Consider the following 23,338-nt stretch of genomic DNA (forward strand, 5'->3'; position numbering starts at 1 on the left):
GAACGTCTGCCGCCGTCGGTCCCTCGTTTTCGTCGGCCCGTGACGGTAGGCTCAAAGCCACCGACTCCCTAGGACCGCCGATGAACGCTGACGGGGTTCGTGAGCGGACGCGACAGTTGCCGCGTGAGCCCGGCGTCTATCAGTTCCAACGGGACGGAACGACCCTCTACGTCGGCAAAGCCGTCGATATCCGCGATCGGGTTGGCTCCTACGCCGACCCTCGAAGTGCACGGATCGAGCGGATGGTCGATCGCGCCGACGGGATCGAAATCGCCGTCACTGACACCGAAACGCAGGCGCTGTTGCTCGAGGCGAATCTAATCAAGCGCCACCAGCCTCGGTACAACGTCCGGCTCAAAGACGATAAATCCTACCCGATGGTCCAGCTGACCGACCACGACGCGCCACGGATCGAGATCACTCGCGATCCATCGGCGTCGGCGACCGTCTTCGGTCCCTACACCAGCAAGGGGACTGTCGAGACCGTCGTGAAGGCCCTGCGGGAGACCTACGGCCTCCGGGGCTGTTCGGATTACAAGTACGCGAACCGCGACCGCCCCTGTCTGGACTACGAGATGGGCCTCTGTACTGCCCCCTGCACCCGCGAGATCGACCTCGAGCGCTACGGCGAAGATGTCTCCGCGGTCGAACGGTTCCTCGAGGGCGAGACGGGGATTCTGGCCGATCCCTTGCGCCGCGAGATGGAATCGGCCGCTCAGGACCAGCAGTTCGAACGCGCGGCCAATATTCGGGACCGCCTCGAGACGGTCGAGCGGTTCCACGGCGAGGGCGGCGAGGCCGTCCAGTCGGTCGGCGACGAGCGGGGCGTCGACGTTCTCGGCGTCGACATCGCTGGCGAGGACGCGACGGTCGCCCGCCTGCGCGCCGAGGACGGGAAACTTGTCGATCGAGAGCGCCACACACTCGACGCGCCGGGTGCATCGCCGGCCACGGATTCACCGGGCCCATCGCCAACGACGGATGCACCGAATGCGCCGACAGCCAGCGATTCGCCGGACGACGAGGCCGGGGTTCCGGCCGTCCTCGCAGCCTTCATCGTCCAGTACTACGCCGAGCGCGATCTGCCGGACGCACTGTTGCTACCCGAACGTCAGGGTGACGACGAGGTCGAGGCCTGGCTCGAGGCCGAAGGCGTCGCCGTCCGCGTCCCGGGTGCCGGACGGGAAGCCACGCTCGTCGATCTCGCGCTGAAAAACGCCCGCCGTAACGTCGGTCGGCGCGACGAGTGTGCCGCGTTAGCCGACGCGCTCGCGCTCGAGTCGGCGAGTCGGATCGAGGGCTTCGACGTCAGCCACGCCCAGGGCCGAGCGGCGGTCGGGAGCAACGTCGCCGTCGTCGACGGCAGCGCCGAGAAGAGCGACTACCGTCGGAAGAAACTCACCGATCAGAACGACGACTACGACAACATGCGCGCGTTGCTCGCGTGGCGCGCCCGCCGCGCCGTCGACGGTCGAGACGATCGGCCCGACCCCGACTTGCTGGTGATCGACGGCGGCGACGGCCAACTCGAGGCCGTTCGCGACGCGCTCGAGGCCGTCGGCTGGGACGTACCGGCGGTCGCCCTGGCAAAGCATGAGGAACGGGTGATTACGCCCGACAGTACGTACGCCTGGCCCGACGACGCACCGCATCTGCATCTGCTCCAGCGGGTTCGAGACGAGGCCCACCGGTTTGCCGTCCAGTACCACCAGACGATCCGGGACGACGTGACGACCGTCCTCGACGACGTTCCCGGAATCGGTCCCGAGACGCGAAAGCGCCTCCTCAGGCGCTTTGGCAGCGTCGACACCGTCCGCAACGCGAGTCTCGAAGATCTCCAAAGCGTCCCCGGAATCGGCCAGCAGACCGCCGAGACGATCAAATCGCGGCTGTAGCCTCGATCGAAGCGGGCGACACACCGCTCTGGAACGGCGGAGTGGTGAGACGAACCCCCTTCCGTCAGTTCCGGCGCGACCGCAACCCGTTGTGTCGGACGGGGGCGTCGGGACGACCGCCCGTCTGAGGGGTTTTCCGCATTCTGAATGTTTTCCATGCTCGAGACTCGACTGGTGGTGTGAGTGTTCGGACAGTCCCGGGGTTGTCGAGTATTTGGTCGAATCCCTACCGGCGACGATGGCTGTTGTGGGGTATCCTTGCCCTCTCGTTTTTACTGGTAAGCGTTTACCGTCTCTCGACGGCGGTCATCGCGGGGTCGGTGATGGACGCCTTCGCCATCACGGGTGCACAACTCGGAACGCTCCACGCAATATTTTTTATCGTCTACGCGCTGATGCAGATTCCGACGGGAATTCTCGTCGATAAGGTCGGTCCCAGACGGACCGCAGCAGCCGGCGCGGCCGTGATGAACGTGGGTGCAGTCTGGTTCGCCCTGACGACTAGCTACGCCGGGGCCCTCGGTGGCCGCTTTTTCATCGGGCTCGGCGGCAGCGTGATCTTCGTCTCGATGATCCGATTCTGTGCGAACTGGTACCGAGCCGACGAGTTCGCGACGATGAACGGCATCTGTTTCGCGGTCGGTGGGTTCGGCGGCCTCCTTGCAACGACGCCGTTTGCCGTCCTCGTCGAGTTCGCGGGCTGGCGAACGTCCGTCGCGGCGCTTGGTGCGATCGGACTGGTCGCGGCGGTCGCGACGTTCGCGTTCGTCCGTGATTCTGCCGCTCGAGCGGACCTGCCGGCTATCGAGGGCGTTCCGGAACAGCCGGAGTTGTCCGTCACGGAGGTCACGACGTTTACCCGCCGTATCGTCTCCGATCGGTGGACCTGGATCACCGCCGTCATGCTGTACTGTACCGGCGGGGTGAATCTAACGTTAGTCGGCCTTTGGGGCATTCCCTACGTCGTCCAGACCTACGATACGTCGGTCACCGTCGCCTCGATGATAACGCTCTGTGGCGGGATCGGTGCCGTCGTCGGCCCGCCCACATTCGGCCGGCTCTCCGACGCCGTCGACTACGACACCGAATTTATCATCGCCAGCGCCGTTAGCTACACCGTCGTCCTCGGCTCGCTCGCCGCCATCGGCGATCCCCCGATGGTCGCCGTCGGTCTCGCGTTTTTCCTAACCGGTAGCCTGTTCGGCGCGTTCGTCCTGACGTTCCCGATGATTCAGGCCCGCTACGACGAGCGAGCGAGCGGTATCGCCGTCGGCGCGATCAACGGCGCTTCGTTTTTCGGGGCTGCGACCTTCCCCACCCTGATGGGGTGGGCACTGGACGCCTACTGGACCGGCGAGTTCCACGACGGCGCACGTGTCTACACCGAAACCGGCTACCGACTCGCGTTCGCCATCGGCGCAATCGCCGGCCTCGTTGCGGTCTGTTGTGCCGTCTGGATCCATCGCCAGGATCGATAATCCGCCTCGAGCCACTCCTCTGGTACCATCCGCCTCGAGTCACTCCCATCGCGGCCGGTTGGCACGCGCTCGCTGGCTGCCACTGGACGCTTCCGGCCTGCGTTGCGACGGCAAGGACAGCGTTCACCCTTCGGACAGTTCTCTACTCCCACATGTCGAACGACGACGATCTCGAGGACTTGCTCGAGGAACTCGACGAACAGCGCGACCTCGAGAGTTCACAGCAACTGCTCTCCATTCGAACGGAGCGCCGACGGTACGACAAACCGGTGACGATCGTCGAGGGGTTTGACCTCGAGACGAGCGAACTCGAGTCGATCGCGTCGGACCTCAAGAGTTCGATCGGAACGGGCGGCACCGTCGAGGACGGCCGCATCGAACTCCAAGGTGACCATCGTGACCGGGTTCCCGACCTCCTTCGGGATCAGGGCTTCGACATCCAGGCGTGATGCGGTGTTGCGGCGTCGGCGTCGATAGCACCCCAAATTCGCGGACGTCGTCGATCGTAAACGTTCGCTCGTAGGTTCGGGTCTCTCCCTCGACTGGTCGGCTCATGTATCGGTCTCGTCCAGCCGGACGCGTCGGATCGGCAACAACCATCAGGACGCCGAAGATATCGGACGGCGGCCTCGAGAGAACCGTAACGCTCGAGCACCGTCACCGCCGACGAGTCGCTATGAGCAAGTGGCTCCAGAGCGGGCGGCGTCGCGACATCTGCGTGCTCCTCGCGGCCGAGGGCGAACTGCGCGGCCAACAACTCAAGTCTCGCCTCGAGTCCCACTACGACGACCGACTCGAGCCCAAATCGTTCTACGGCTCGCTGTCAGCGCTCGTCGACGCCGGCTTCGTGACGACCGGGACAGACGGCATTCACGATGTCTACAGGCTGACTGACGCCGGACAGCGGCGAGTGAACGACCACTACGAGTGGCTCCAGACGTGCCTCGAGGACGCCGAGTAGTCGACGGATCACCCGTTCGAACGAAAAACTGCCGAGGTCGTCACGCTTCGTCGCCTGTTGTGACGAATCGGGTAGCTGGGCGTCGCAAAACCGACCTGCCGAATACAAACGTCTATAATATAGTGGATTATGCGTATTTTGTTACGCTATGTTTCGAACTCGCGGACAAATACACAACACTTAACCGTGTACTGGGCTTCGGTTGAATCGCAATGGCAAACGGTAAGGTTGATTTCTTCAACGACACAGGCGGTTACGGTTTCATCGAGACTGAGGATGCTGACGACGACGTTTTCTTCCACATGGAGGACGTTGGCGGTGAGGATCTGACGGAAGGTACCGAGATCGAGTTCGACATCGAACAGGCCCCCAAGGGTCCGCGCGCGACCAACGTCGTTCGCCTCTAACTACGGTTCTACCCGTCGCCTGACGGCGACAGTACGTACCGCTGCATTTTATAGCAACCTGACTCGAGAGCGGCCGTGCTGACGTTGCGTCGAACGGGCTACTCCTCGAGCAACTGGTCGCCGATCGTATTGCGCAGCACTTCGCTCGTTCCTTCGTAGATTTCGTTGAGTTTCGCGTCGCGGTAGAATCGCTCGGCCGCGAAGTCTTTCGTGTAGCCATAGCCGCCGTGGATCTGGACGCCCTCGTTGGCGACCTCGCGGCTCACCTCGGAGGCGTAGAGTTTGGCCTGGGAGGCGTCTTTGATGTAGTCCTCGCCGCGGATCTTCTTGTCGGCGGCCTTGTGCATCAGCATTCGGGCGGCCTGAATCTTCGTATCCATATCGGCGAGCTTGTGTTTGATCGACTGGAACTCGCCGATCGGCTGGCCGAACTGCTCGCGTTCTCCCGCGTAGTCTCGAGCCGCCTCGAAGGCGCCCCTGGCGATGCCGACGCCGCGAGCCGCGATGGTGATCCGGCCGCCGTTGAGGGTTTTTAGCGCGTGAACGAACCCGTCGCCTTCCTCACCGAGCAGGCGGTCCTCGGGGATTCGCATGTCGTCGAATCGGAGTTCCGCGGTCGGACACCCCTTGTCGCCGAGTTTCTCCTCGGTGCCCTCGACGATGAATCCGTCGTCGTCTTCGGGGCGGACGACGAACGACGAAATGCCCTTGTTGCCCGCCTCGGGGTCCGTCTTCGCGAACACCGTCACCGTGTCGGCGACGGAGCCGTTCGAGATCCAGAGTTTGCCGCCGTCGATGACGTACTCGTCGTCGTCTTTCTCGGCGGTGGTCTCCATCGCCGGCACGTCGCTCCCTGCGCCCGCTTCCGAGAGCGCAAACGCGCCGATGTCCTCACCCGCAGCAAGCGGCGTCAGATACGTCTCCTTCTGGAACTCGTCGCCAAATTCGTAGAGCATGTTGCCAGCCAGCGACGTGTGGGCGGCGACGATCGTCCCGAGCCCACCCGACCCTCGAGAAATCTCCTCGAGGCCGATCGCATACGAGTGGTAGTCCAGCCCAGCGCCGCCGTACTCCTCGGGGAAGGGCATCCCCAGCAGCCCCAGATCGGCCATCTCGTCGACGAGATCCTGGGGAAACTCGTCGTTGTGGTCGATCTCGTCGGCGGCGGGGACGACCTCCTCGTCGACGAATTCCGAAACCATGTCTCGGATCTGTTGCTGTTCGGCCGAGAGTGCAAAGTCCATACGCGATCTATCGTGGCGTCCCGTTGTTATTGTTGTTGCTGTGGATCGGTACAGTAAACCGTCTCACGCGGCGTCGATACCCTCGAGCGCCCGCTCGATCGGCTCGTCGCCAGCGAGGAGTTCGAACGTCGCGCCGGCGAGATCGTCTCGCTCGAGCGCGGCCACGAGCGTTTGCGCGACATCTTCGCGCGGAATATCGCCGTCGCCGAGTTCGAAGTCACCGACGCGAATCGTCCCGTCACCGGGTTCGTTCGTCAACTCGCCCGGGCGCACGATCGTGTGAGCCAGATCGCTCTCCCGAAGGAAATCGTCGGCGGCTGCCTTCGCGACGAGATAGTCCTCGAGGGCGTCGGGACCGGACTGGGGATCGTCGGCCCCCATCGAACTGAGCATGAGAAATCGCTCGACGCCCGCCTCTTCGGCAGCCTCCACGAGATTGATCGCGCCGTCGCGGTCGACGCCGTAGACGTCGCCCCCGCCGGATCCCGCGGTGAAGACGATTGAATCGCGGCCGTCGACGGCGTCTTCGACCGATTCGGTCAGGTCCGCGACGATCGGATCGGCACCCAGCGATTCGATCTCGTCGGCCTGATCGTCGTCCCGGATCATGCCAGCGACGGCGTGGTCGCTGTCGGCCAGGATGTCCGTGACGTACTGTCCGACCTGTCCGTGTGCGCCGGCGACGAGAACGTTGCGAGTCATACCGAGCGTTCGTGAGCGTTCGAAATAGTCACCACCGCTGAATACGCCGGGCCATCGCCGGTGACCGATCGACGACCGCCGATCGTTGTGAGCGGAATATCCAGCCGGGACCGCGGCGTTTTTCCGGGTTGCGCTCAAATGGGTGGTCGAGTAGATGACCTCCGGCCAGCCCGAACTCACAACTGACGCCGATCTGGAGTGGTGTTTCGACGCGGTACACGGCGTTTCGCGGACCTTCTCGATCACGATCGATCGGCTCGAGGAGCCGATGGCGAGTCACATCTGTCTCGGCTATCTTCTCTGTCGCATTGCCGATACGATCGAAGACGCGGGTCACATTCCGCCGGAGACCCAGACCGAGCTATTGACCGAATACGATCGGTTGCTCGATCCCGACACCGATCGCCCCGTCTCGGCCTTTATGGCCGATGTCGAACCCTGGATTCCCGAGGAGACAAACGACGACTGGGAGGTCGTTGCCGAGACGCCGCGCGTGCTTCGGACGTTCGAATCACTCGAGGAAGAGCCCCGCGAGATCATGCGCGAGCCGGTTCGGGAACTCGTCGACGGCATGGCGATGTTCACCGACCGCTACGCCGACGAGGGCGGGCTGCGCTTACAGACGCTCGAGGAACTCGAGGAGTACTGCTGGTACGCTGCCGGTACCGTCGGCACGCTCATCACCGGGCTGGTCGCACGCGGTGCCTCGGAGGACCGAGCTCAGGAGATGCGGGACAACGCCCGCTCGTTCGCGTTGCTGTTGCAACTGGTCAACATCGCTAAAGATGTCGAGTCGGACTATCACGAGGAGAACAACGTCTATCTGCCCGCCGAGTGGCTCGCCGAAGAGGACGTTCCCATCGAACACGTCACCCGCGAGGAGAACCACGGCGCCGTCACCAACGTCATCCAGCGTGTGACCAACCGCGCCGAGACCTACCTCGACGACGCCCATCGCTATCTCGAGGTCGTCCCCGAACGCCACGGCAACCGGCTCTCGGCGTGGGCGATCCCCTACCTGCTCGCGGTCGGCACGATGCGCGAACTCGAGGAACGGCCCGAAGATGTCGTCCAGGAAGGCGACGTGAAGGTACCTCGTGCGGAGGTCTACGAACTCCTGCAAGCGTTCGAGGATGGCGTCTCTCGAGCCCACCTCGAGGAGCTTCGCAAGGAGATGGCCGAGAAGCCGCTCCATCGGTAAGGTCGTCGACTGTTCTGGCCCGCGTCGGTGCTGTCTGCGGTACGTTCGCCCTCGAGCCCGCCGCTCGCGTGACGCTCAAAGTGGCGATCAGCGGTCTCGTAACCGATACAGCGGCCGCTCGAACCGCTGCTGTCTTGCGATTGTCGAGTGTAACGGAGTGAGAATCCGGCGCAGGTCCGCGCTGGGTGGCACACAAACTGGCGCCCCCGAACACGGTTTACTGGACGTCGATTCCGGTGTAACCGCGACTCGAGTGGCGGTTTCGCTGGTACTATCGGACAACGTCCGTATCAGCCGTCGTCGTGGCTCTCGAGCCAGGCCTCGAGCAGTGTGACGACGCTCGTCGCGACGGCGTCGGCGAGACGGTCGGCCGATTCGGAGCAGTTCCAGACGTACGCGCCCGTCGGGGAGACTCCCTCCCACTCGACCAAGCCGCGTCGATCTAACTCGAGGAGGAGGGCCTCGAGGGTCGCCTCGTCGACGGCAACGTCGAACTGGTCCTCGAGGGTGGTGGCGAGTTGTGTCGTCGTCGCGAGTGCGTCGCTGTCGGTATTGGAGAGCGCGGTCGGCGTCAGCGGAGTCGTCGATGGCGAGGGTGGCCGCTCGGGCATACGCAGATATATCGTTTCGATGCCATCCCAATCAACGCCAGTGTACACTACGACAGGGTTCAAGTGCGCCCGCGATACCCCTCGATCGGCGCCGGCGCACTCGCCATCTTCTTGCTCGCGTCAGGGGTCATGCTGCACGACTTCTGGGCCGTCGACGGTGCGGATGCCGACGACGAGATGACTCACTTCCTCGAGAACCGCTTCGGGAGCGGCGCTGCACTCACGTACGTCGCGATTTCCCGGTTCCGTGGCCGTACGCGTTCAATATCGGCTTCTGATACGGAGTACTGTACCGATGTCCCGGCCCAGCCGCCGCCCGGGTCGCGGCTGGGCCGGAACTGACTTCCAGTAACCCGTATGAGAGCACGGGCACCTGTCCGTTGTCGGATGCTGTTCCCAGCTTTGGGGACTGCAGCTACTGCCGACGGGGAACACATCCATGCCGATCCCCACCGAACTCTTCCCTATGAGTGACGAGGACAGTGAGCACGGTCGAGACCTGCTCGAAGACGACCCGACGGACTCGTTCGACCTCGAGCACAGCGACCGCGTCCAGATTGGGGTCACACGCGGCGAAACCGACCTCGAGATGGGTCCGCCGCGGGAGTATCCAGACCGAGGGGATGTCTCGGTACGACCGGCGTCGGTCGATGATTGGTCCGACCGAAGCGAGGCGGACTCTAACCGGCTGGTGCTGTCAGTCGACGCGATGGCCGGCGATCACGCGACGGGTCACGCCGATGTCGTCCTCACACCGGCAGAAGCCAGCACACTCGCATCGACACTCAGCCAGACCGTCCGCTGGATGACGGAGACGAACGGCGAAACGGACACCCCTGACGACGACTTCTGATCCGCCCACTTCGCTCTTACTCCGTAAGGCGATCTCTTCGGCGGTATAACCGACGTTAACCATATATTGTTGGGTACACAACGACAATTGAGAAATAGACATATTAATTACCGTGCACGAACCATGGTGACTCGTGACATAACGTGGCGGGGGACGACTTTAAATTAATCACCGAGCAAGTGGGACCGTTCGCTGCAATCGCGCTATTGATCGGGACGGCACTGGGGATGAGCATTTTCCTCGTGCCGACCCAGATGGCGGCCGAAGCAGGTCCGAGTATCACCATCGCGATCCTGTTGTCGATCGTGCCGATGATACTGGGCGTCTTGCAGCTGTTACAACTCGGCGGGGCGATTCCCGTCGCCGGCGGGGCGTACGTCTACGGATCGCGATTGGTCGGCCCGTTCTGGGGGTTCTTGAGCGTCATCTTACCGGTCATCGCCGTCTGGTCGTACCTTCTGTTCGCTGCGCTCGGGTTCGCGCAGTACCTGCCATTCTTGCTCGAGGCGGTTGGCATCGGCATCGATCCGAACACCACGCTCGTCGTGTGGGCGATTCTCGGCCTGTTTCTCGTGCTTAACTACGTGGGCGTTCAGTTAGCCGCGCGGGTCCAGATCGCGCTGGTGGCGGTGCTCATCGCCGGCATGTTGACGTTCATCGTCGGCGGGCTGTTAGCCTTCGACGCGAGTAACTTCCAGCCGATGTTCCCCGACGGCGAGGGCGAGCCGTTCGCGGGCGGCATGGCGCCGTTCTTCTTGGCGATCGTGTTGCTGTACATCCCGTTCCAGGGCTTCGCGATGATCATCGAGATCGGGGAGGAACTCGAGAACCCGGTCAAGAACATTCCGCGCGTGCTCGCGATCGGGATGTCCTTCGTCGCGTTGCTCTCTATCGCGATCGTCGTCGTGCTGATCGGCGGCGCGTCCTGGGAGGCGGCCGTCGCTGAGGACGGCGGCCCCGTCGACGGTGCGCTCGCGGAGGTCGGCGGCGCCTTCGGGACGCTACCCGACGCTGCGCTCGTGTTCATCGCCGTCGCCGCGTTGATCGCGGCAGCGACGACGGTGAACACGCTGTATACGTCCTACTCGCGGACGGTCATGCGCGCCTCGCGTGACAACGTGTTGCCGAGTTACTTCGCGACGATCCACGATCGGTTCGGGACGCCCCACCGGGCGGTCATCTTCATGGGCGTGCCGCCGCTTGCCGCAGCCCCCTTCGTCGGGATCGCAGATCAGTTCACGGGGCCGGAGTTTCTCGACTGGCTGGTCGTCATCGTCGTCGCCGGCACCTTGCTCGCGTTCATGATCGGCTCGGTTGCACTGTGGAACCTGCCCCGGAAATACCCGCAGCGCTACGAGTACTCGATCTACAAACTGCCGCTGCCGGTCGTCAAATTCGTCGCGGTCAGTAACATCATCGTTTCGTCGATGTTCACCCTCTTGATCGCCCTCAGCGCGCTCTCGGCACTCGTCGTTCTGATCGGCATGCTCGTGGTAGCGACTGGCGCGTACGTCTACCGGGTCAAAGCCTACGAGCGGAAAGGCACCGACCTGAAAGCCGAGATGTCGCTGTTGCATAGTCACGAAACGAGCGGTGAGAGCGCTGACAACGACGATTAATTCGACTCCAGGACTCGCAGTTTCGCGTTCGTTCGGAATGGGACCGGCCACCTCGTGACCAGCCCGACAGCCACTGGCTTCGCTAGTCCGACTCCGGGCTGGGCGTTTGGATACGCGAGAGATACGACGCCAGATCGGTCGTCGTGACCATTCCGATGGCGCCTTCGTCTTCGTCGACGACGGGAACGTGTTTGAACCCGTGCTTGACCATCGTATCCGCAACGTCACGAATCGAGTCCTGTGCGTGTGCGGTTGTCACGTCCGTACTCATGTATCGTTCGACCGTCGTCTCGGCTTTCGGCTGGCTTTTGGCGACGATGTCGACGAAGTCGGTCGCCGTCAAAATCCCGTCGAGGTGACCCGCTTCGTCGACGACGAGGACGGATCCAATCTCGTTGCTGAGCATGACTTGCGCTGCGTCTTCGACGAGAGTATCCGTGGTAACCGTGTGAAGATCTGTCGACATAACACGTGCGACGAAGATATCCTGCATACGATACCGTCTCGCATGGGAGGCATAATAGGTTGTCGAACGACACCGAGTATCGAGCGACTGAGCCGACGATGGCGTGGGAACCAGTCCGGCCACAAACTGCGGCTGGCTGGACTACGTACATTTAATTAGTAACGTGGCAATACAGGTGGACGTGTCATTGTCGTCCCCGCCGACGCCGCCCCTCGAGGGCGTCTGCAAACTGCTTCCCCAACCGAGCGATCGGTTGCTCGAGGTCGTTGCCGATGAGTACGCACCGTTGGCCGCGACGTACGGCGCCCAAAACGTTCTCGTCCTGAAACGGCACCCGTCGGGACTAGAACGCGTGCGATCGGAACTGGCCGACGACGAGCGCGTCGCCGGCGTCCCGCGCGTCGAGTCGCTGCCCGAACACGCCTCCAAGGTTATCGAGGCGTACGATCCGACGCTCGAGCGTCTCGAGTACGAAGAGCGGATCGAACTCATCTCACTCGTCATCGCCGGTGCGAGTCGAGACGTGCCGGCGTATCTCGAGTCCGCGTCCGATCACGAGCGATTCGGCCGCGATGTCGGACAGCTCCTGCTCGAGGCGACGAGACAGGGAAAATCGCTCGGCGACGTTCAGAGCACGGGCCGCGGGGACGACGACCGTTCGATCCCACAGGCGTGTCTCGCCTTCCTCTATGCCATGAACGATCGGTTTCACGAGGCCGTCTCCGACCGGGGCTATCTCGAGCGGGCACAGGTCGTTCCACGGGCAGTCTCGTTGCTCGCCGACGACGCCGACAGCCTCGCCGAGCGCGTTACCGCGGGGTACGACGCCGTCCTCGCGGTCGAGTTCGAGGAGTACCGCGCCCTGGATCGACGGTATCTGGGGGCCGTCTCGGCCGATGCCGATCTCGTCTGTCTCGGCGAGCGCCACGCGAGCGTCGAGCGAACGCGCGTCGAACCCGGCCGGATCGAAGCGGTCGTCGGTTCGGGCCTCGAGATCGAGCTACTCGAGCCACCGGAGACGGGGACCGTAGCCGGCGAGAGCGATCGGTCACCACATCGGGCGATCACGCGATTTCTCGCGACGGGTGAGACGCCGGCGACTGGTGCGGCCACCGGTGAGACGACCGCCGAGGATACCGGCCGGACATATCGTCTTCGAGCGCAAACGGCCCGCAAACAGGCGAACGCCGTTGCGACGGAGATTCAGGCGCTGCGGGACCGCCAGGGCTGGGATCACGACGCGTTCGCCGTCGCCGTTCCGACCGTCGAACGGGTGCCAGACACGCGCCGTCGGCTGCGACGGGCCGGTGTGCCGACGGCGACGATTGGGACGCCATCGCTCGCGTCGGACCCTGCGGTCCTCGAGCTCTATACCGTCATTTCTTTGCAGTGTCTGCGTCGACGTGGCGGGCCGGACGAAGATCCGCTCGCTCGAAGTGACGACTACGACGAAGCACTGAACCGACTCCGCGCACGCGTTCCGGACTTCACGCCCGACCTGCTCGAGGCGTGTGACGACGTGAGCGTCTCGCGCTCGCTCGAGCGCTGGATTCACCGAACCGATCTGAAGGGCCGGATCGCGACGACCGAAGAGTGGATCGACGCTCGCGAGCAGTACGCCGGTATCCGACGCGTTCTCGAGATCGCCCGCTTCGTCGAGGAGACGGATCTGGTCGGTCCCGACTGGGACGGTCTCCGACGGATGGTCGAACGGACGATCCGCTACGACGCACCCTACGTCCACACCGTCGAGACCCAGCCGCCGACCGGCGGGGTGGCCGTCTGTGCGATCGACGATCTCTCCTATGACTCCCGACGTGCGGTGTTCATTCTCGACTTGATCGACGACGTCTACCCCGGCGAGCAGTTCTGTACCCAGCTGTTTCCGACGGCGTGGCTTCGCGATCTCCCGTCGTTTCCAGCGGTCACCGATCCCTCGCCCGAAACCGTCGCCGACACGTTCACGCCGGTCGAGGCTGCCGACGCAGTCGGCGATCCGTTCGCGACCTACCACGCCCAGCGGGCCAGACGGCGACTCGCCCGCGCCGGTCGCGTCGCCACCGATCGCCTCTACTTCTGTTCCTACGAGCGCGAGCGTGATGGCTTGCGCCGGCGCTACGACGAGTCCCGATACGTCACGTACGCCAAGGCCACGCCCGGGATCGAACTCGAGTCCGTCGATGCGCGACCGGACGCCGAAATATACGGCGGTGCGAACGCACTCGAAGCGCTGCTCGAGCAGCCGCGAGCCGAACTCGAGCGCGTGCTCCGAGAGGCGAGTACGGGCGGGCAGGCCGATCTCGCCGACACCGAGGCGCTGTTCGAGGAACTCGCGGTCGTCCTCGATGACGACGCTATCGACGACGACCTCGTCGAGGCGGTCCACTCACAGTTCGAGTTCGCCGCCGGGGAGGTGCTGCGCGATGAGTAACGGGGGGTCGAACTCGAGCCAACAGGCTGCTACGCACCTGTCGATCGACGGCCTGGAAACGTACCTCGAGTGTCCGCGTCGCTACGAGTTCGCATACGTTCACGAACTCGCTGGCGACGCGGCCGACGATCGGGTTCGCGAGCGCGTCGCGCTCTGTCGGCAGGCGATCTGTGCGGCACTCGGCAGCGCCGAGTCCGAACCCGACGCTATCGCCGCAGTCGCCCTCGAGCGACTGGATTCGCTGTGGGCGGAGTACGACGAACGGTTTCACTCGCTGGCCCAACGCCGGCACGAACGGGCGGTCCTCGAGGCGACGATCCGGGAATACGTCGAGACGGTCGGCACGGCACACGCAAAACAGTGTGGGCGACTCGCTGGGGAAACCGGCGGCGAACTGATCGGGCCGACGATTCCGCTCGCCCGTTCGGTTGGCGTGTCGCCGCCTGCCGGGCCGACCGACGGCGAGCCGGCCCTCGAGATCGAAGCGCCGGTCGACTACGTCTACGGCGACGACGACACCATCGTCGGCGTTCGATTCGTCCCGACGTGCAGATCGCTCGGCCTGCTTCGGTACCGCTCGTCCTGGACCGGCGATGTCAGCGCGCTCTTTGCGAATCACTTCGATCCAGCGCGCGACGTCTTCGAGCCGGGACCCGTCGCGGCGCTGTTCGAAACCAGCGTCGTCCTCGAGGGACTGCGCAACCTGTGTGATCGCCTCGAACTCGACCGGCGGTGTCGGTACGTCCAGATCCCACTCGCCGAGCGCTCGAGTACGTCGGTCAACTGGGTTCGGGGAACCGTCGAGGCGGCGATCGAACCGACGGAGCTCACCGATGTCTACGTCGACGACATCACCTACGGGATGACCCACGAGCACAGAAACGAGACCGTCGACGATCGCCTCGAGTCGGTCGTCGATCGGCTGGCGTCGGGGGCGTTCGATCCGACCGACCGGTGGGAGCGCATTCGACGAAACGCCTGTCCGGACTGTCCCTACACCGTCGGCTGCGAGGAGTACGTCGCCGCGGAGGTGGAGTTCGATGGCTGACCGCGATTTGCGGGGCACAGACGGCGACCGACCGCTCGAGCCGACAGCGGATCAGCGCGCAGTCGTCAAGGGCGAGGCCGCCTGTCTCTCCGTCGACGCGGGTGCAGGGACGGGCAAGACGACGACGATGCTCATGCGCCTCGAGCGCGCTATCGATCGGGGCAACGTCGACCCAGAGGATGTCCTCGTGCTCACCTTCGCGAACGAGGCCGCCGGGAGTATCCGTAACGCGGTAGCCGACCGTCTCGAGCCCGACGCCGCGGCCGCGGTCGATGTCTACACCTATCACTCGTTCTGTCACCGCCTCGTTCGCGAGTACGCCTACGCGCTCGGGTACTCGCCGGATTTCGAGGTCGTCACCGACGAGAAGCGCCGCCGAATCGTCGGTCGGCTGCTCGCCGAGACCGATTACGACTTCGCTGTGGCCCGTGACGGCGACGACCTCCGCAGGGAGGCCGACGAGTTCGTCGCGACGATGAGCCGGGAGAACGTCTCGCCGGCGGCCCTTCGCGAGGGCCTTCCCGACGTCCGCACTCTCGAGCTCTGTACCGAGTTCGTCACCTGGCTCGAGCGACGGGCCGACGCGGAACTCTCCTTCGACAACGAGGCGTTTCGCTACTTCAACCGCGACGAACACCTCGAGGCGGCCAGAGAATCGCTCGTCTCCTACGGCACGCTGGTCGAGTTCTGCCGCGAGAAGATCGCCGAAGCGCCGGCAGCGTTTCGCGAGGACGCGGTCGTCCGCGACGTCGATCAGTATCTCCAACAGCTCCAGACCTGCGTAACGCGGACGATCGAGACGCTCTCGCTCGACACACCGACGACGAAACACCTGCCGCGGGCGCTGTTCGGCGACGAAATCTGGGGCGCATCGACGAACCGCATCGAACAGACGCCAATCGGTCGACTGCGCCAGTATCTCGAATTCCTCCGGCTGGCCCGCCACTACACCGAGGTCTACGCCGACTATCACGCCGCACTCGAGGCCGACCGGGCGCTCGATTTCGACGAACTGGTACGAACCGCGACGGCACTCGTCGCCGACGTCGATGGCGAGCGCGAGCCGTTTACCGACGTGCCGAGTGGGGGTCTGGGCGACGGCGTCCCCGACGAAATTGCGAGCCAGTGGCACCAGGTCTACTGCGACGAGTTTCAGGATACCGACGAGACACAGTTCGAACTCATCACCGCCCTGACCGACGGTCCCGACCGTCCCGATCTGGTCGCTATCGGCGACAAGGATCAGGCAATCTACGGCTGGCGTGGCACCGACCGGGAGGGACTGGACCGACTCGCCGCGACGAGCGACGACCACGAGTCGATCGCCCTCGAGCGTAACTTCCGGTCTCGCCAGCCGATCCTCGATCTAACGAACTACTGCACCTACGGCGGCCAGACGACGAAAACCCTGCGTGCGGACGATCGGGCCGACGACGCGGTCTCTGCGGCCGACGACGGCGGTGACGGCTCGAGCGAGAAGACCGATGATGCCAACGGCGAAACGCCGTCCGATCGCGTCGTCACGGTCCAGAGCGACGCCCTCGAGACCTCGACCGCCACGCAGGTCGCGACGACCGTCTCCCGGTTGCTCAACGGCGAAGCCGAAAACGTCCCTCGACGCAGCCTCGCGGATATCGCGGTGATCACCCGGACGAACGGCCAGGCCCAGCAGGTCGCCGACGAACTGCGCGACCGTCGGATCCCCTTCGAGGTGTCGGGCTCGCCGCGAGGCGACATTTCGCCCGGCATCCAGACGCTGTTGTCGTATCTTCGGGTTCTCGTCGATCCAAGCGCCGACGTTCACCTTCGGCGAGTGCTCACGTACCGATACCGCCTCGCCGAGACTGATCTCCAGACCCTGCACCACCAGGACGGCTCGCTCTCGCAAGCCGTCGCGTCGATCGACGACGACGCACTCGAGGCACCGAACCGGCTCGAGCGGGCCCGCGAGGATCTGAAAACACTCCGAGAGATCCGGGATGTCTATCCCCTCTCGGCGTTCCTGCGTCGGTTTCGCGAGCGAACGCGGATCGCGTGGTTTCTCACCAGCGAGGAACGCCGGACCCTCGAGCGACTCGATCGGTTCGTCGACGCCTACGGAGACGACGCCGTCGCGACGACGCTCTCCGAATCCGTCGTCGACGCCCTCGAGCGAACGCTCGCGGGCAGCGACGGTGACCGGACGCAGGGAACTCACTCGAGTGACTGCATCGACGTGATGACGGTCCATCAGGCCAAAGGTCTCGAGTTCGACACCGTCCTCGTGCCCTACCTCTCGGACGAGGAGTGGTGCGTCGACGGCGAGTACGCCCGGCGCGCTCGCTACCGGCTGCTCGCGGCGACGCTCGATCCCGAGATCGAGTCGCCACTATGTGCGGATCTGGCGACGGAGACCGTCGGCGAGGAGTGGCGCGTGCTCCACGTCGCACTCACGCGGGCGGAGAATCACTTGTTCGTCTTCGGCTCGACGTACGACTACGACGGCGAGGCGGACGAACTCGCCGCCTCGACGGCGTCGTCCTGTCTACCGCCCGCCATCGAGTGGTCGGTGACCGGCCGACGGATGGATCTCTGGTCGACGCTTGGCGACAGCCTCGAGCGCGTCCGAGCGGACCATCCCGAGCGCGTCGCCGACCGAACTGACGAGATCGGTCGGTCGGCCGACCGCACACCAGGCGAGATCACCTACTACGCTGGCTACGACGACCGGCCGGTCGAACCGCTCGAGACCCGCGAGGCGATCCAGCGGGTCCACCGATTGGGACGCTTGCTCCGGCGCGGAGCGCTGTTGCCGGCGGCGGATGCGGCAGCCGTAACGGGCCGAACCGAAAGCGACAGCACCGACTCGATCGAGGGCCGCAGCCAGGTCCCGAGCGCTCGCTCGCTCTCGGCGTTGACAGCCGACACCGTTCGGTTCCCGCTCGAGTCGCTCCCGAGCTCGACCGAGCTGCCGGTCGCGATGGCACACAGCTACACCGCGATTGAAACCCACGAGACCTGCCCGCGGAAACACTACCTCGAGCACGTCGTGGCAGCGATCGACGATCCGCCCGCGGATCCGGACAGCGACGGTACGCACTCTTCGAGGGCCACCGGTTCGCGTCTCGTCGGGACGATCTTTCACGATGTCGCTGAGGAGGCGTTCTACAAGGGATACGAAACGAAATCCGCCTGGACGGACGCCGCACGGCGACAGCTCACCGCGCGCGACCTCACCGACCACCGTGAGGCAGTCCTGGCCTGTATCGATGGCTACTTCGCGGCTCGAGCGCCCGAAATCGACCCGCCGGTTTCCGAGTGGGCCCAACTCGCCGCCGAGTTGCCGTTCGCACTCGAGGATATCTCCGGCGTCGACGGCGAGGTCGTCGGCTACGTCGACGCCGTCTGTCGCCTACCGGCTGGGTCTGGTGGCGTCGGCCCAGACGGGTCCGATTCCACCCCGATCGTCGTCCTCGACTACAAGACTACCGCCGAGCGGATCGACCCAGCAGACGCCGCACAACTCGCACTATACGTCCGGGCCTGCGAAGATCGGCTCGACGAGGCGGTCGCGGCTGCTGGCTACGTCTACGTTGGTGACGCCGAGAGACCGCGTGTCGACCTCTTCGAGCCGGCGACGTTGCCGACCTGGGACGCCGTTCGGAACACCCTCGTGGCCGCCGACGAGCTGAACTATCGGGAGACGACGCCCGGCGATCACTGCCAGTACTGCCCCCATCGGTCGCTTGGCTGTGCGCCCGAGGAGTACACGCCGTCGGCTGCCGACGACTATAGTAACAACTGCAACGATTTGCACACTGATCGCCGATCCGTCTGGCGATCAGATGCGCAATGACTTGCAGTGGCTACTATAACGACTGCGTGGCGATTACGCCGGTATATCGCTACAACAATCCGTATCAGGAGTCGGGTCCGGATTCGAAAGCAACCTCGAAGCGACTTCCCCGGGGATCGTTGTCTTCGACCCAGACGTCGCCACCGTACTGCTGGACGAGCGTGCGAACCAGATACAGCCCCAAACCGGTTCCTGGGCTGTCGATCGCTTTCTCGCCTTTGCCGAAAATTTCGGTTTTCTGGCTGTCAGGAATTCCAGGGCCGTTATCGGCGACCGTCACGACGACCTGCTCGTCGTGTTCGCTCACCGAGACTGTCACTCGCGGCTGGTCCGAATCGTTGTGAACGACGGCATTGACCAGCAGATTGTCGAGGACGGACTCGAGCATCTCGTCGGCCATCACCGAGATGTCGGGAAGTATCCCATCGATGTCGAATCTCGCGTGGGAGAACTGCGACCGCATCGCCTCGATGCGAGATTCCAAGATGTACCGTAGCGACATCGGTTTCAGATCCTCGTCACGTTTGAGCATCGTTTCGGTCAGATCTCTGGCTGTCTTGGTCAACTCGATCGCCGCGTCGGCAGCCTCGATGATCTCGGTGACGTGTTCCATGGCCGATGCCTCGACAGTCTCCTCGAGTAGCTGTGCACGGCCTTTCACGACCTGCATGTCGTTGCGGACGTCGTGTCGAACGACCTGGTTGAGCAACTCGAGTCTGTCACGTTGCTCTTTGAGTGCCGTGACATCCCGGGCATAGCCCAGAACGGCCGTTTCGCCTGTTCCAGCGACTTCGAAGGGAATTTTCGTCGTCTCGAGGAGTCGCGTGACCCCATCGCTATCGGTGAACTCCTCTTCGGGAACGTGCATTGGCTCTCCGGAGTCGATCACTCGCAGATCGTCCTGACGAAACGTCTCGGCTTCGGTACTCGATTCGAGGAGTTCGTGGTCCGTTCGGCCAACGATCTCCTCGACTGGTCGTCCGTAAACCTCGGCAACAGCCTCGTTTGCCAGCAGATACTCCCCCGACCGGCTTTTCGCGAAGATCATCTCGGGAACGAGGTCGATAACCTGCCTGAGCTGGCTGCGAGCGCGCTCGAGCTCTTGCTCGTGTTCCTTGCGCTCGGTGATGTCGCGACTCAATGCGAGAAATCGCTTCTCGTCGCCGAACTCGATTCGACTGACCCAGACTTCGACCGGATAGGTGGAGCCGTCGGCGCGGCGGTGTTTTCCCTCGACTTCCAGCACCGAATCGCCCTCGAGATCGTCCCAGACATCCCGAAGCTCCGAGGGTTGGATGCCAACTTCGACGTCGGCGATGTTCATCGAACACAGCGTCTCGTGTGTGTAGCCGAGCTGATCGATCTGGGTCTGGTTTGCATCACAGATCTTGCCGTCCGAATCGTGGACGAGAATCGCGTCCGGGGACTGTTCGAACAGCACTTGCAAACGCTCGCGACTCTGTGCGAGTGCGGCCTTCGCTCGCTCGCGTTCAGTGACATCTTGGACGATACCGTCGACGTAGCGGGTACCATCCGCTGTTTCGCGTTCGATGGCCGAGATCGATCCATAGAAAGGGTTTCCCCCGAGGGTTTCGAACTCGATTACCTCGTTGCGGACGACGCCACGCGTCTCGAGGCGCTCACCGATGGCTGTGAGCCGATCACGATCACGAGCTAACTCGCCCACCGAACAGTCGAGTACCTCGGCCGGCGAGGACGCATCGAACATGTCGACCATCGCCTCGTTGACCTCGAGAAACGATCCATCCTCACCGGTTTCGGTCCGGTACATTCCCACTGGGACGTTCTCGACGATGTCCTCGTAGCGTTCGAGCGTTCGCTCGTAACGCCGCCGCTCGAGTTCGTAACCTGCCCACTGGGCAAGCGCTTTCACGGTCGATTGCTGGACCTGCCCGATGACCGGATCCCGTGGCTCCTGGCTGGCGAAACAGAGGGTCCCGTACACCTCGCCGTCGACGACGATCGTCGCGCCGACGTAACACCGAAGATCGAACCGTTCGAACGCGGGATCGCCACGCCACTCCGGATCCGCGGCTGCGTCGTCGACGACGACGGGATCGTCGGACTCGATCGTTCGACGACAGTAGGTTCGCTCGAGGGGATCGACACTCCCCGGCTGGAGCAAGTCGTGCTCACCCACAGCGGCGATGATCTCCTGTGTTTCGTCCTCGATCTTCGTTACGTACCCGATCGGGAACTCGAGTGTGGATGTCCCGATCTCGAGGACCTGCTCGAGTTTGTCGTCGAACGCTGTCGTCGTCTCCAGCGCAACGTCGTGGAGTTCCGAGAGTGCGGTTGCAGATTGTTCGATCTGGTCTTCTAACAGACGGTGGTCGGTGACATCTCGCTGGACGGCGACGAACTGGGTGACGTCGTCGTTGTCGTCGACGACCGGAGCAATCGTCTGGTGTGCGTGATAGCGATCGCCGGACTTTCGTTCGTTGACTACCTCCTCTTCCCAGACCTCGCCATCGAGTATGGCCGCCCACAGCCGCTCGTAGTAGGTTTGATCCTGTTTCCCCGACTTGAGGATGCGCGGATTCTGGCCGATCGCCTCCTCGATCTCGAACCCGGTTACGTCCTCGAACGCGGGATTTGCGTATTCGATGGTCCCCTCGGTATCGGTCACGAAAATAGCGTCTGCCGCGTGTTCGACGATCTGTTTGGCGCGTTCAATACCGGCCGACGACTGGTGTGTTTCGAGGTGGTCGACGGCGGCGTGAATCCGGTGGGCCAATACCGCATACTGTCCGTCGCTATCGGTGCGTTGGACGTAATCGGTGAGGCCCGCCTCGAAGGCGTCGTCGATCCAGTCGCCACCCGCTCCATCGGCAAATAGCAAAATCGGCAGGTTACTCTCGCGGTTACGAGTGCGCTCGAGAAACGCTAGTGGCTCCGAGTCGGGCAACGCGGTGTCGCTGACGACACAGTCGATATCGGTCTGTTCGAGCACCGCGAGTGCATCCGCAGCGGTCGTTGCCGTCTCCACTCGGAACGTCGCCACGTCGCTCGACCGCTCGAGGTATCGACTGACTGCTCCGGTAAGCGACTCGTCGCCGACGGACAGCACGCGGATCGTCGTCATTCGATCTAGTGTGTCGGCCGTCCCGGCGTTAATTCGGTCACTCTTCCTGTCCTGCTGGAAGCAACCGAACGTTTTATTGTTACGGTTTTAGTACGATCTTCCCCGAACTCTTGCGATCCTCGATATACTGGTGGGCCTCGGCCGCGTCCTCGAGGGCGAACGACATCCCGAGGATCACCTCGAGCTCGCCCGCGGTCAGTCCCTCGGTCAGCTCGGGAACGGCGCTCATGACGCGGCTTGGATCGTGGTAGGAGGCCCGTCCGAGGTGGAAGCCTTTGACGGTCTTGTTCTCGAAGAGGAGCCGCCGGTTCTCGACCTCGCCGGGGACGCCGCTTGCGACGCCGTAGGTGACCATCCGGCCGAAGTGGGTCATCGCGTCGAGGCTGCGCTCGAAGACGTCGTCGCCGACACTCTCGAGGACGAGGTCGACGCCCTCGCCGTCGGTTTCGTCGTCGATGACCTCGCGGAAGTCCGTCTCGGTGTAGTTGATCGGATGATCGCAGCCCAGGTCGGCGGCCAGATCGAGTTTCTCCTGCGTGCTCGCGGTGCCGAAGACCTCGGCGCCGTGGTTCGACGCGAGCTGGACCGCGGCCGTTCCGACGCCGCCCGCGGCGGCCTGGATCAGCACGGTTTCGTCTTCCTCGAGCCCGCCCCAGCCGAACAGACAGCAGTGGGCGGTCAGGAACTGGACGGGGAAGCCGGCGGCCTCCTCGAAGCTCATCCCCTCAGGAATGGGAAAGAGCATCTGGGCGTTTGCGGTGGCGTACTCGGCGTAACCGCCGCCGTTCAACATTGCGACAACGCGATCACCGTCCTCGAGGTCGACGCCCTCGCCCGTTTCATCGATCGTGCCCGCGGCTTCCATTCCCGGCACGTAGCCGGCGTCTGGACCGCCCGGATAGACGCCCCGGCGCTGCATGATGTCGGCGAAGTTGATACCCGCCGCTTCGACGTCGATGCGGACCTCGCCCGCGTCCGGCTCGGGCACGTCGGCCTCGACGACCTCGAGTCGGTCGCTATCGCCGTACTCGGAGACTTGGATCGCTTTCACACCCAGTAGTGTGAGGGTGACCTGCATAAAGCTCCGAGAACCGGAGGAAACTAACGTCTCGTTGACCGTTTGAGGATCGGTAGCACAAGACCGTTCGACGTCACTCCGGCCAGCGCAGTGACAGACTGTACGTCTCATACGGTCTGGTGAAACGATTTACTGGAGACCCCAGGACGGCTCGTTGTCGCTCCGGTACCGACGTACAGCAGTCCGTCTCATACGGTTTACTGTCAGTCATTGCCGGCGCACCCGCGACCCGGGCGGCGGGTACGCCGGTAAATCGTTACAGCAATCCGTATCAGTGGGTATTTCGAAACGACTCCTGGCAAAAATGGGGGGGGGGGGGTGACGTGGCACAGCTTACCCGACGATGAATCCACTCGCCAGTTCCAGGACCTCGGATGCCTTGTTGAACGCAAGACGGCATCGG

The 23,338-nt window shown here is 63.7% G+C and carries 18 protein-coding genes; 12 read left to right on the forward strand and 6 right to left on the reverse strand.

The window, feature by feature from the left end:
• Window positions 1–80 precede the first annotated feature (80 nt).
• The 5 genes from D8Y22_RS22010 to D8Y22_RS22035 all read left to right on the forward strand — a co-directional run bounded on the left by D8Y22_RS22010 (window position 81) and on the right by D8Y22_RS22035 (window position 4,741).
• The gene (locus D8Y22_RS22010; RefSeq protein ID WP_141466784.1) at window positions 81–1,895 is read left to right on the forward strand and encodes an excinuclease ABC subunit C; all 1,815 of its coding nucleotides are present in this window, start codon (window positions 81–83) and stop codon (window positions 1,893–1,895) included.
• A gap of 179 nt (window positions 1,896–2,074) precedes the next feature.
• Window positions 2,075–3,373 (forward strand): MFS transporter, encoded by a 1,299-nt coding sequence (locus tag D8Y22_RS22015; RefSeq protein ID WP_141466785.1) that lies wholly within the window; start codon window positions 2,075–2,077, stop codon window positions 3,371–3,373.
• A 152-nt stretch (window positions 3,374–3,525) separates the two neighbouring features.
• On the forward strand, window positions 3,526–3,822 hold the full coding sequence (yciH, locus tag D8Y22_RS22020) for a stress response translation initiation inhibitor YciH (RefSeq protein WP_141466786.1): 297 nt from the start codon (window positions 3,526–3,528) through the stop codon (window positions 3,820–3,822).
• 227 nt (window positions 3,823–4,049) lie between these two features.
• A complete protein-coding gene (locus D8Y22_RS22030; protein ID WP_141466787.1) occupies window positions 4,050–4,334 on the forward strand; it encodes a PadR family transcriptional regulator in 285 nt (94 codons plus the stop codon).
• 212 nt (window positions 4,335–4,546) lie between these two features.
• On the forward strand, window positions 4,547–4,741 hold the full coding sequence (locus tag D8Y22_RS22035) for a cold-shock protein (protein ID WP_141466788.1): 195 nt from the start codon (window positions 4,547–4,549) through the stop codon (window positions 4,739–4,741).
• 98 nt (window positions 4,742–4,839) lie between these two features.
• On the opposite strand, the gene D8Y22_RS22040 is transcribed toward D8Y22_RS22035, so the two are convergent.
• A complete protein-coding gene (locus tag D8Y22_RS22040; protein WP_141466789.1) occupies window positions 4,840–5,985 on the reverse strand; it encodes an acyl-CoA dehydrogenase in 1,146 nt (381 codons plus the stop codon).
• A 63-nt stretch (window positions 5,986–6,048) separates the two neighbouring features.
• Window positions 6,049–6,687 carry an SDR family oxidoreductase gene (locus D8Y22_RS22045; RefSeq protein WP_141466790.1) on the reverse strand — a complete coding sequence of 213 codons (639 nt, stop codon included), beginning with the start codon at window positions 6,685–6,687 and terminating at the stop codon, window positions 6,049–6,051.
• 154 nt (window positions 6,688–6,841) lie between these two features.
• Between D8Y22_RS22045 and D8Y22_RS22050 the strand changes: the two genes are divergently transcribed.
• Window positions 6,842–7,888 carry a phytoene/squalene synthase family protein gene (locus D8Y22_RS22050; protein WP_141466791.1) on the forward strand — a complete coding sequence of 349 codons (1,047 nt, stop codon included), beginning with the start codon at window positions 6,842–6,844 and terminating at the stop codon, window positions 7,886–7,888.
• Between the two features lie 290 nt (window positions 7,889–8,178).
• On the opposite strand, the gene D8Y22_RS22055 is transcribed toward D8Y22_RS22050, so the two are convergent.
• The gene (locus D8Y22_RS22055; protein WP_141466792.1) at window positions 8,179–8,499 is read right to left on the reverse strand and encodes a hypothetical protein; all 321 of its coding nucleotides are present in this window, start codon (window positions 8,497–8,499) and stop codon (window positions 8,179–8,181) included.
• Window positions 8,500–8,562: 63 nt separating this feature from the next.
• On the opposite strand from D8Y22_RS22055, the gene D8Y22_RS22060 reads away from it, so the two are divergent.
• The 3 genes from D8Y22_RS22060 (at window position 8,563) to D8Y22_RS22070 (ending at window position 10,971) form a co-directional block, all read left to right on the forward strand.
• Window positions 8,563–8,841, forward strand: coding sequence for a hypothetical protein (locus D8Y22_RS22060; protein WP_141466793.1), 279 nt, complete (start codon window positions 8,563–8,565; stop codon window positions 8,839–8,841).
• 124 nt (window positions 8,842–8,965) lie between these two features.
• The gene (locus D8Y22_RS22065; protein ID WP_141466794.1) at window positions 8,966–9,352 is read left to right on the forward strand and encodes a hypothetical protein; all 387 of its coding nucleotides are present in this window, start codon (window positions 8,966–8,968) and stop codon (window positions 9,350–9,352) included.
• Window positions 9,353–9,531: 179 nt separating this feature from the next.
• Window positions 9,532–10,971: an APC family permease gene (locus D8Y22_RS22070; RefSeq protein WP_281282427.1), complete on the forward strand. Its 1,440-nt coding sequence runs from the start codon at window positions 9,532–9,534 to the stop codon at window positions 10,969–10,971.
• An 82-nt stretch (window positions 10,972–11,053) separates the two neighbouring features.
• Here D8Y22_RS22070 and D8Y22_RS22075 read toward each other — a convergent pair whose 3' ends face one another.
• On the reverse strand, window positions 11,054–11,464 hold the full coding sequence (locus D8Y22_RS22075; protein ID WP_141466796.1) for a CBS domain-containing protein: 411 nt from the start codon (window positions 11,462–11,464) through the stop codon (window positions 11,054–11,056).
• A gap of 154 nt (window positions 11,465–11,618) precedes the next feature.
• On the opposite strand from D8Y22_RS22075, the gene D8Y22_RS22080 reads away from it, so the two are divergent.
• The 3 genes from D8Y22_RS22080 to D8Y22_RS22090 are packed head-to-tail and all read left to right on the forward strand — an operon-like array spanning window position 11,619 to window position 18,751.
• Window positions 11,619–13,868, forward strand: a complete 2,250-nt coding sequence (locus D8Y22_RS22080; RefSeq protein WP_394348222.1) for a hypothetical protein — start codon at window positions 11,619–11,621, stop codon at window positions 13,866–13,868.
• On the forward strand, window positions 13,861–14,916 hold the full coding sequence (locus D8Y22_RS22085) for a PD-(D/E)XK nuclease family protein (protein ID WP_141466797.1): 1,056 nt from the start codon (window positions 13,861–13,863) through the stop codon (window positions 14,914–14,916). Before D8Y22_RS22080 ends, D8Y22_RS22085 begins: the two co-directional genes overlap by 8 nt.
• Window positions 14,909–18,751, forward strand: a complete 3,843-nt coding sequence (locus D8Y22_RS22090) for a UvrD-helicase domain-containing protein (RefSeq protein WP_141466798.1) — start codon at window positions 14,909–14,911, stop codon at window positions 18,749–18,751. Before D8Y22_RS22085 ends, D8Y22_RS22090 begins: the two co-directional genes overlap by 8 nt.
• Before the next feature lie 64 nt (window positions 18,752–18,815).
• Here the strand turns inward: D8Y22_RS22090 and D8Y22_RS22095 are convergent, their stop codons facing one another.
• Both D8Y22_RS22095 and D8Y22_RS22100 read right to left on the reverse strand, forming a co-directional pair.
• A complete protein-coding gene (locus D8Y22_RS22095; protein ID WP_141466799.1) occupies window positions 18,816–21,857 on the reverse strand; it encodes a PAS domain S-box protein in 3,042 nt (1,013 codons plus the stop codon).
• A 79-nt stretch (window positions 21,858–21,936) separates the two neighbouring features.
• On the reverse strand, window positions 21,937–22,908 hold the full coding sequence (locus D8Y22_RS22100; protein ID WP_141466800.1) for a quinone oxidoreductase family protein: 972 nt from the start codon (window positions 22,906–22,908) through the stop codon (window positions 21,937–21,939).
• Between the last annotated feature and the right edge of the window lie 430 nt (window positions 22,909–23,338).

This window comes from Salinadaptatus halalkaliphilus (assembly GCF_006543045.1).
In the GTDB taxonomy this organism is placed as follows: Archaea; Halobacteriota; Halobacteria; order Halobacteriales; family Natrialbaceae; genus Salinadaptatus; species Salinadaptatus halalkaliphilus.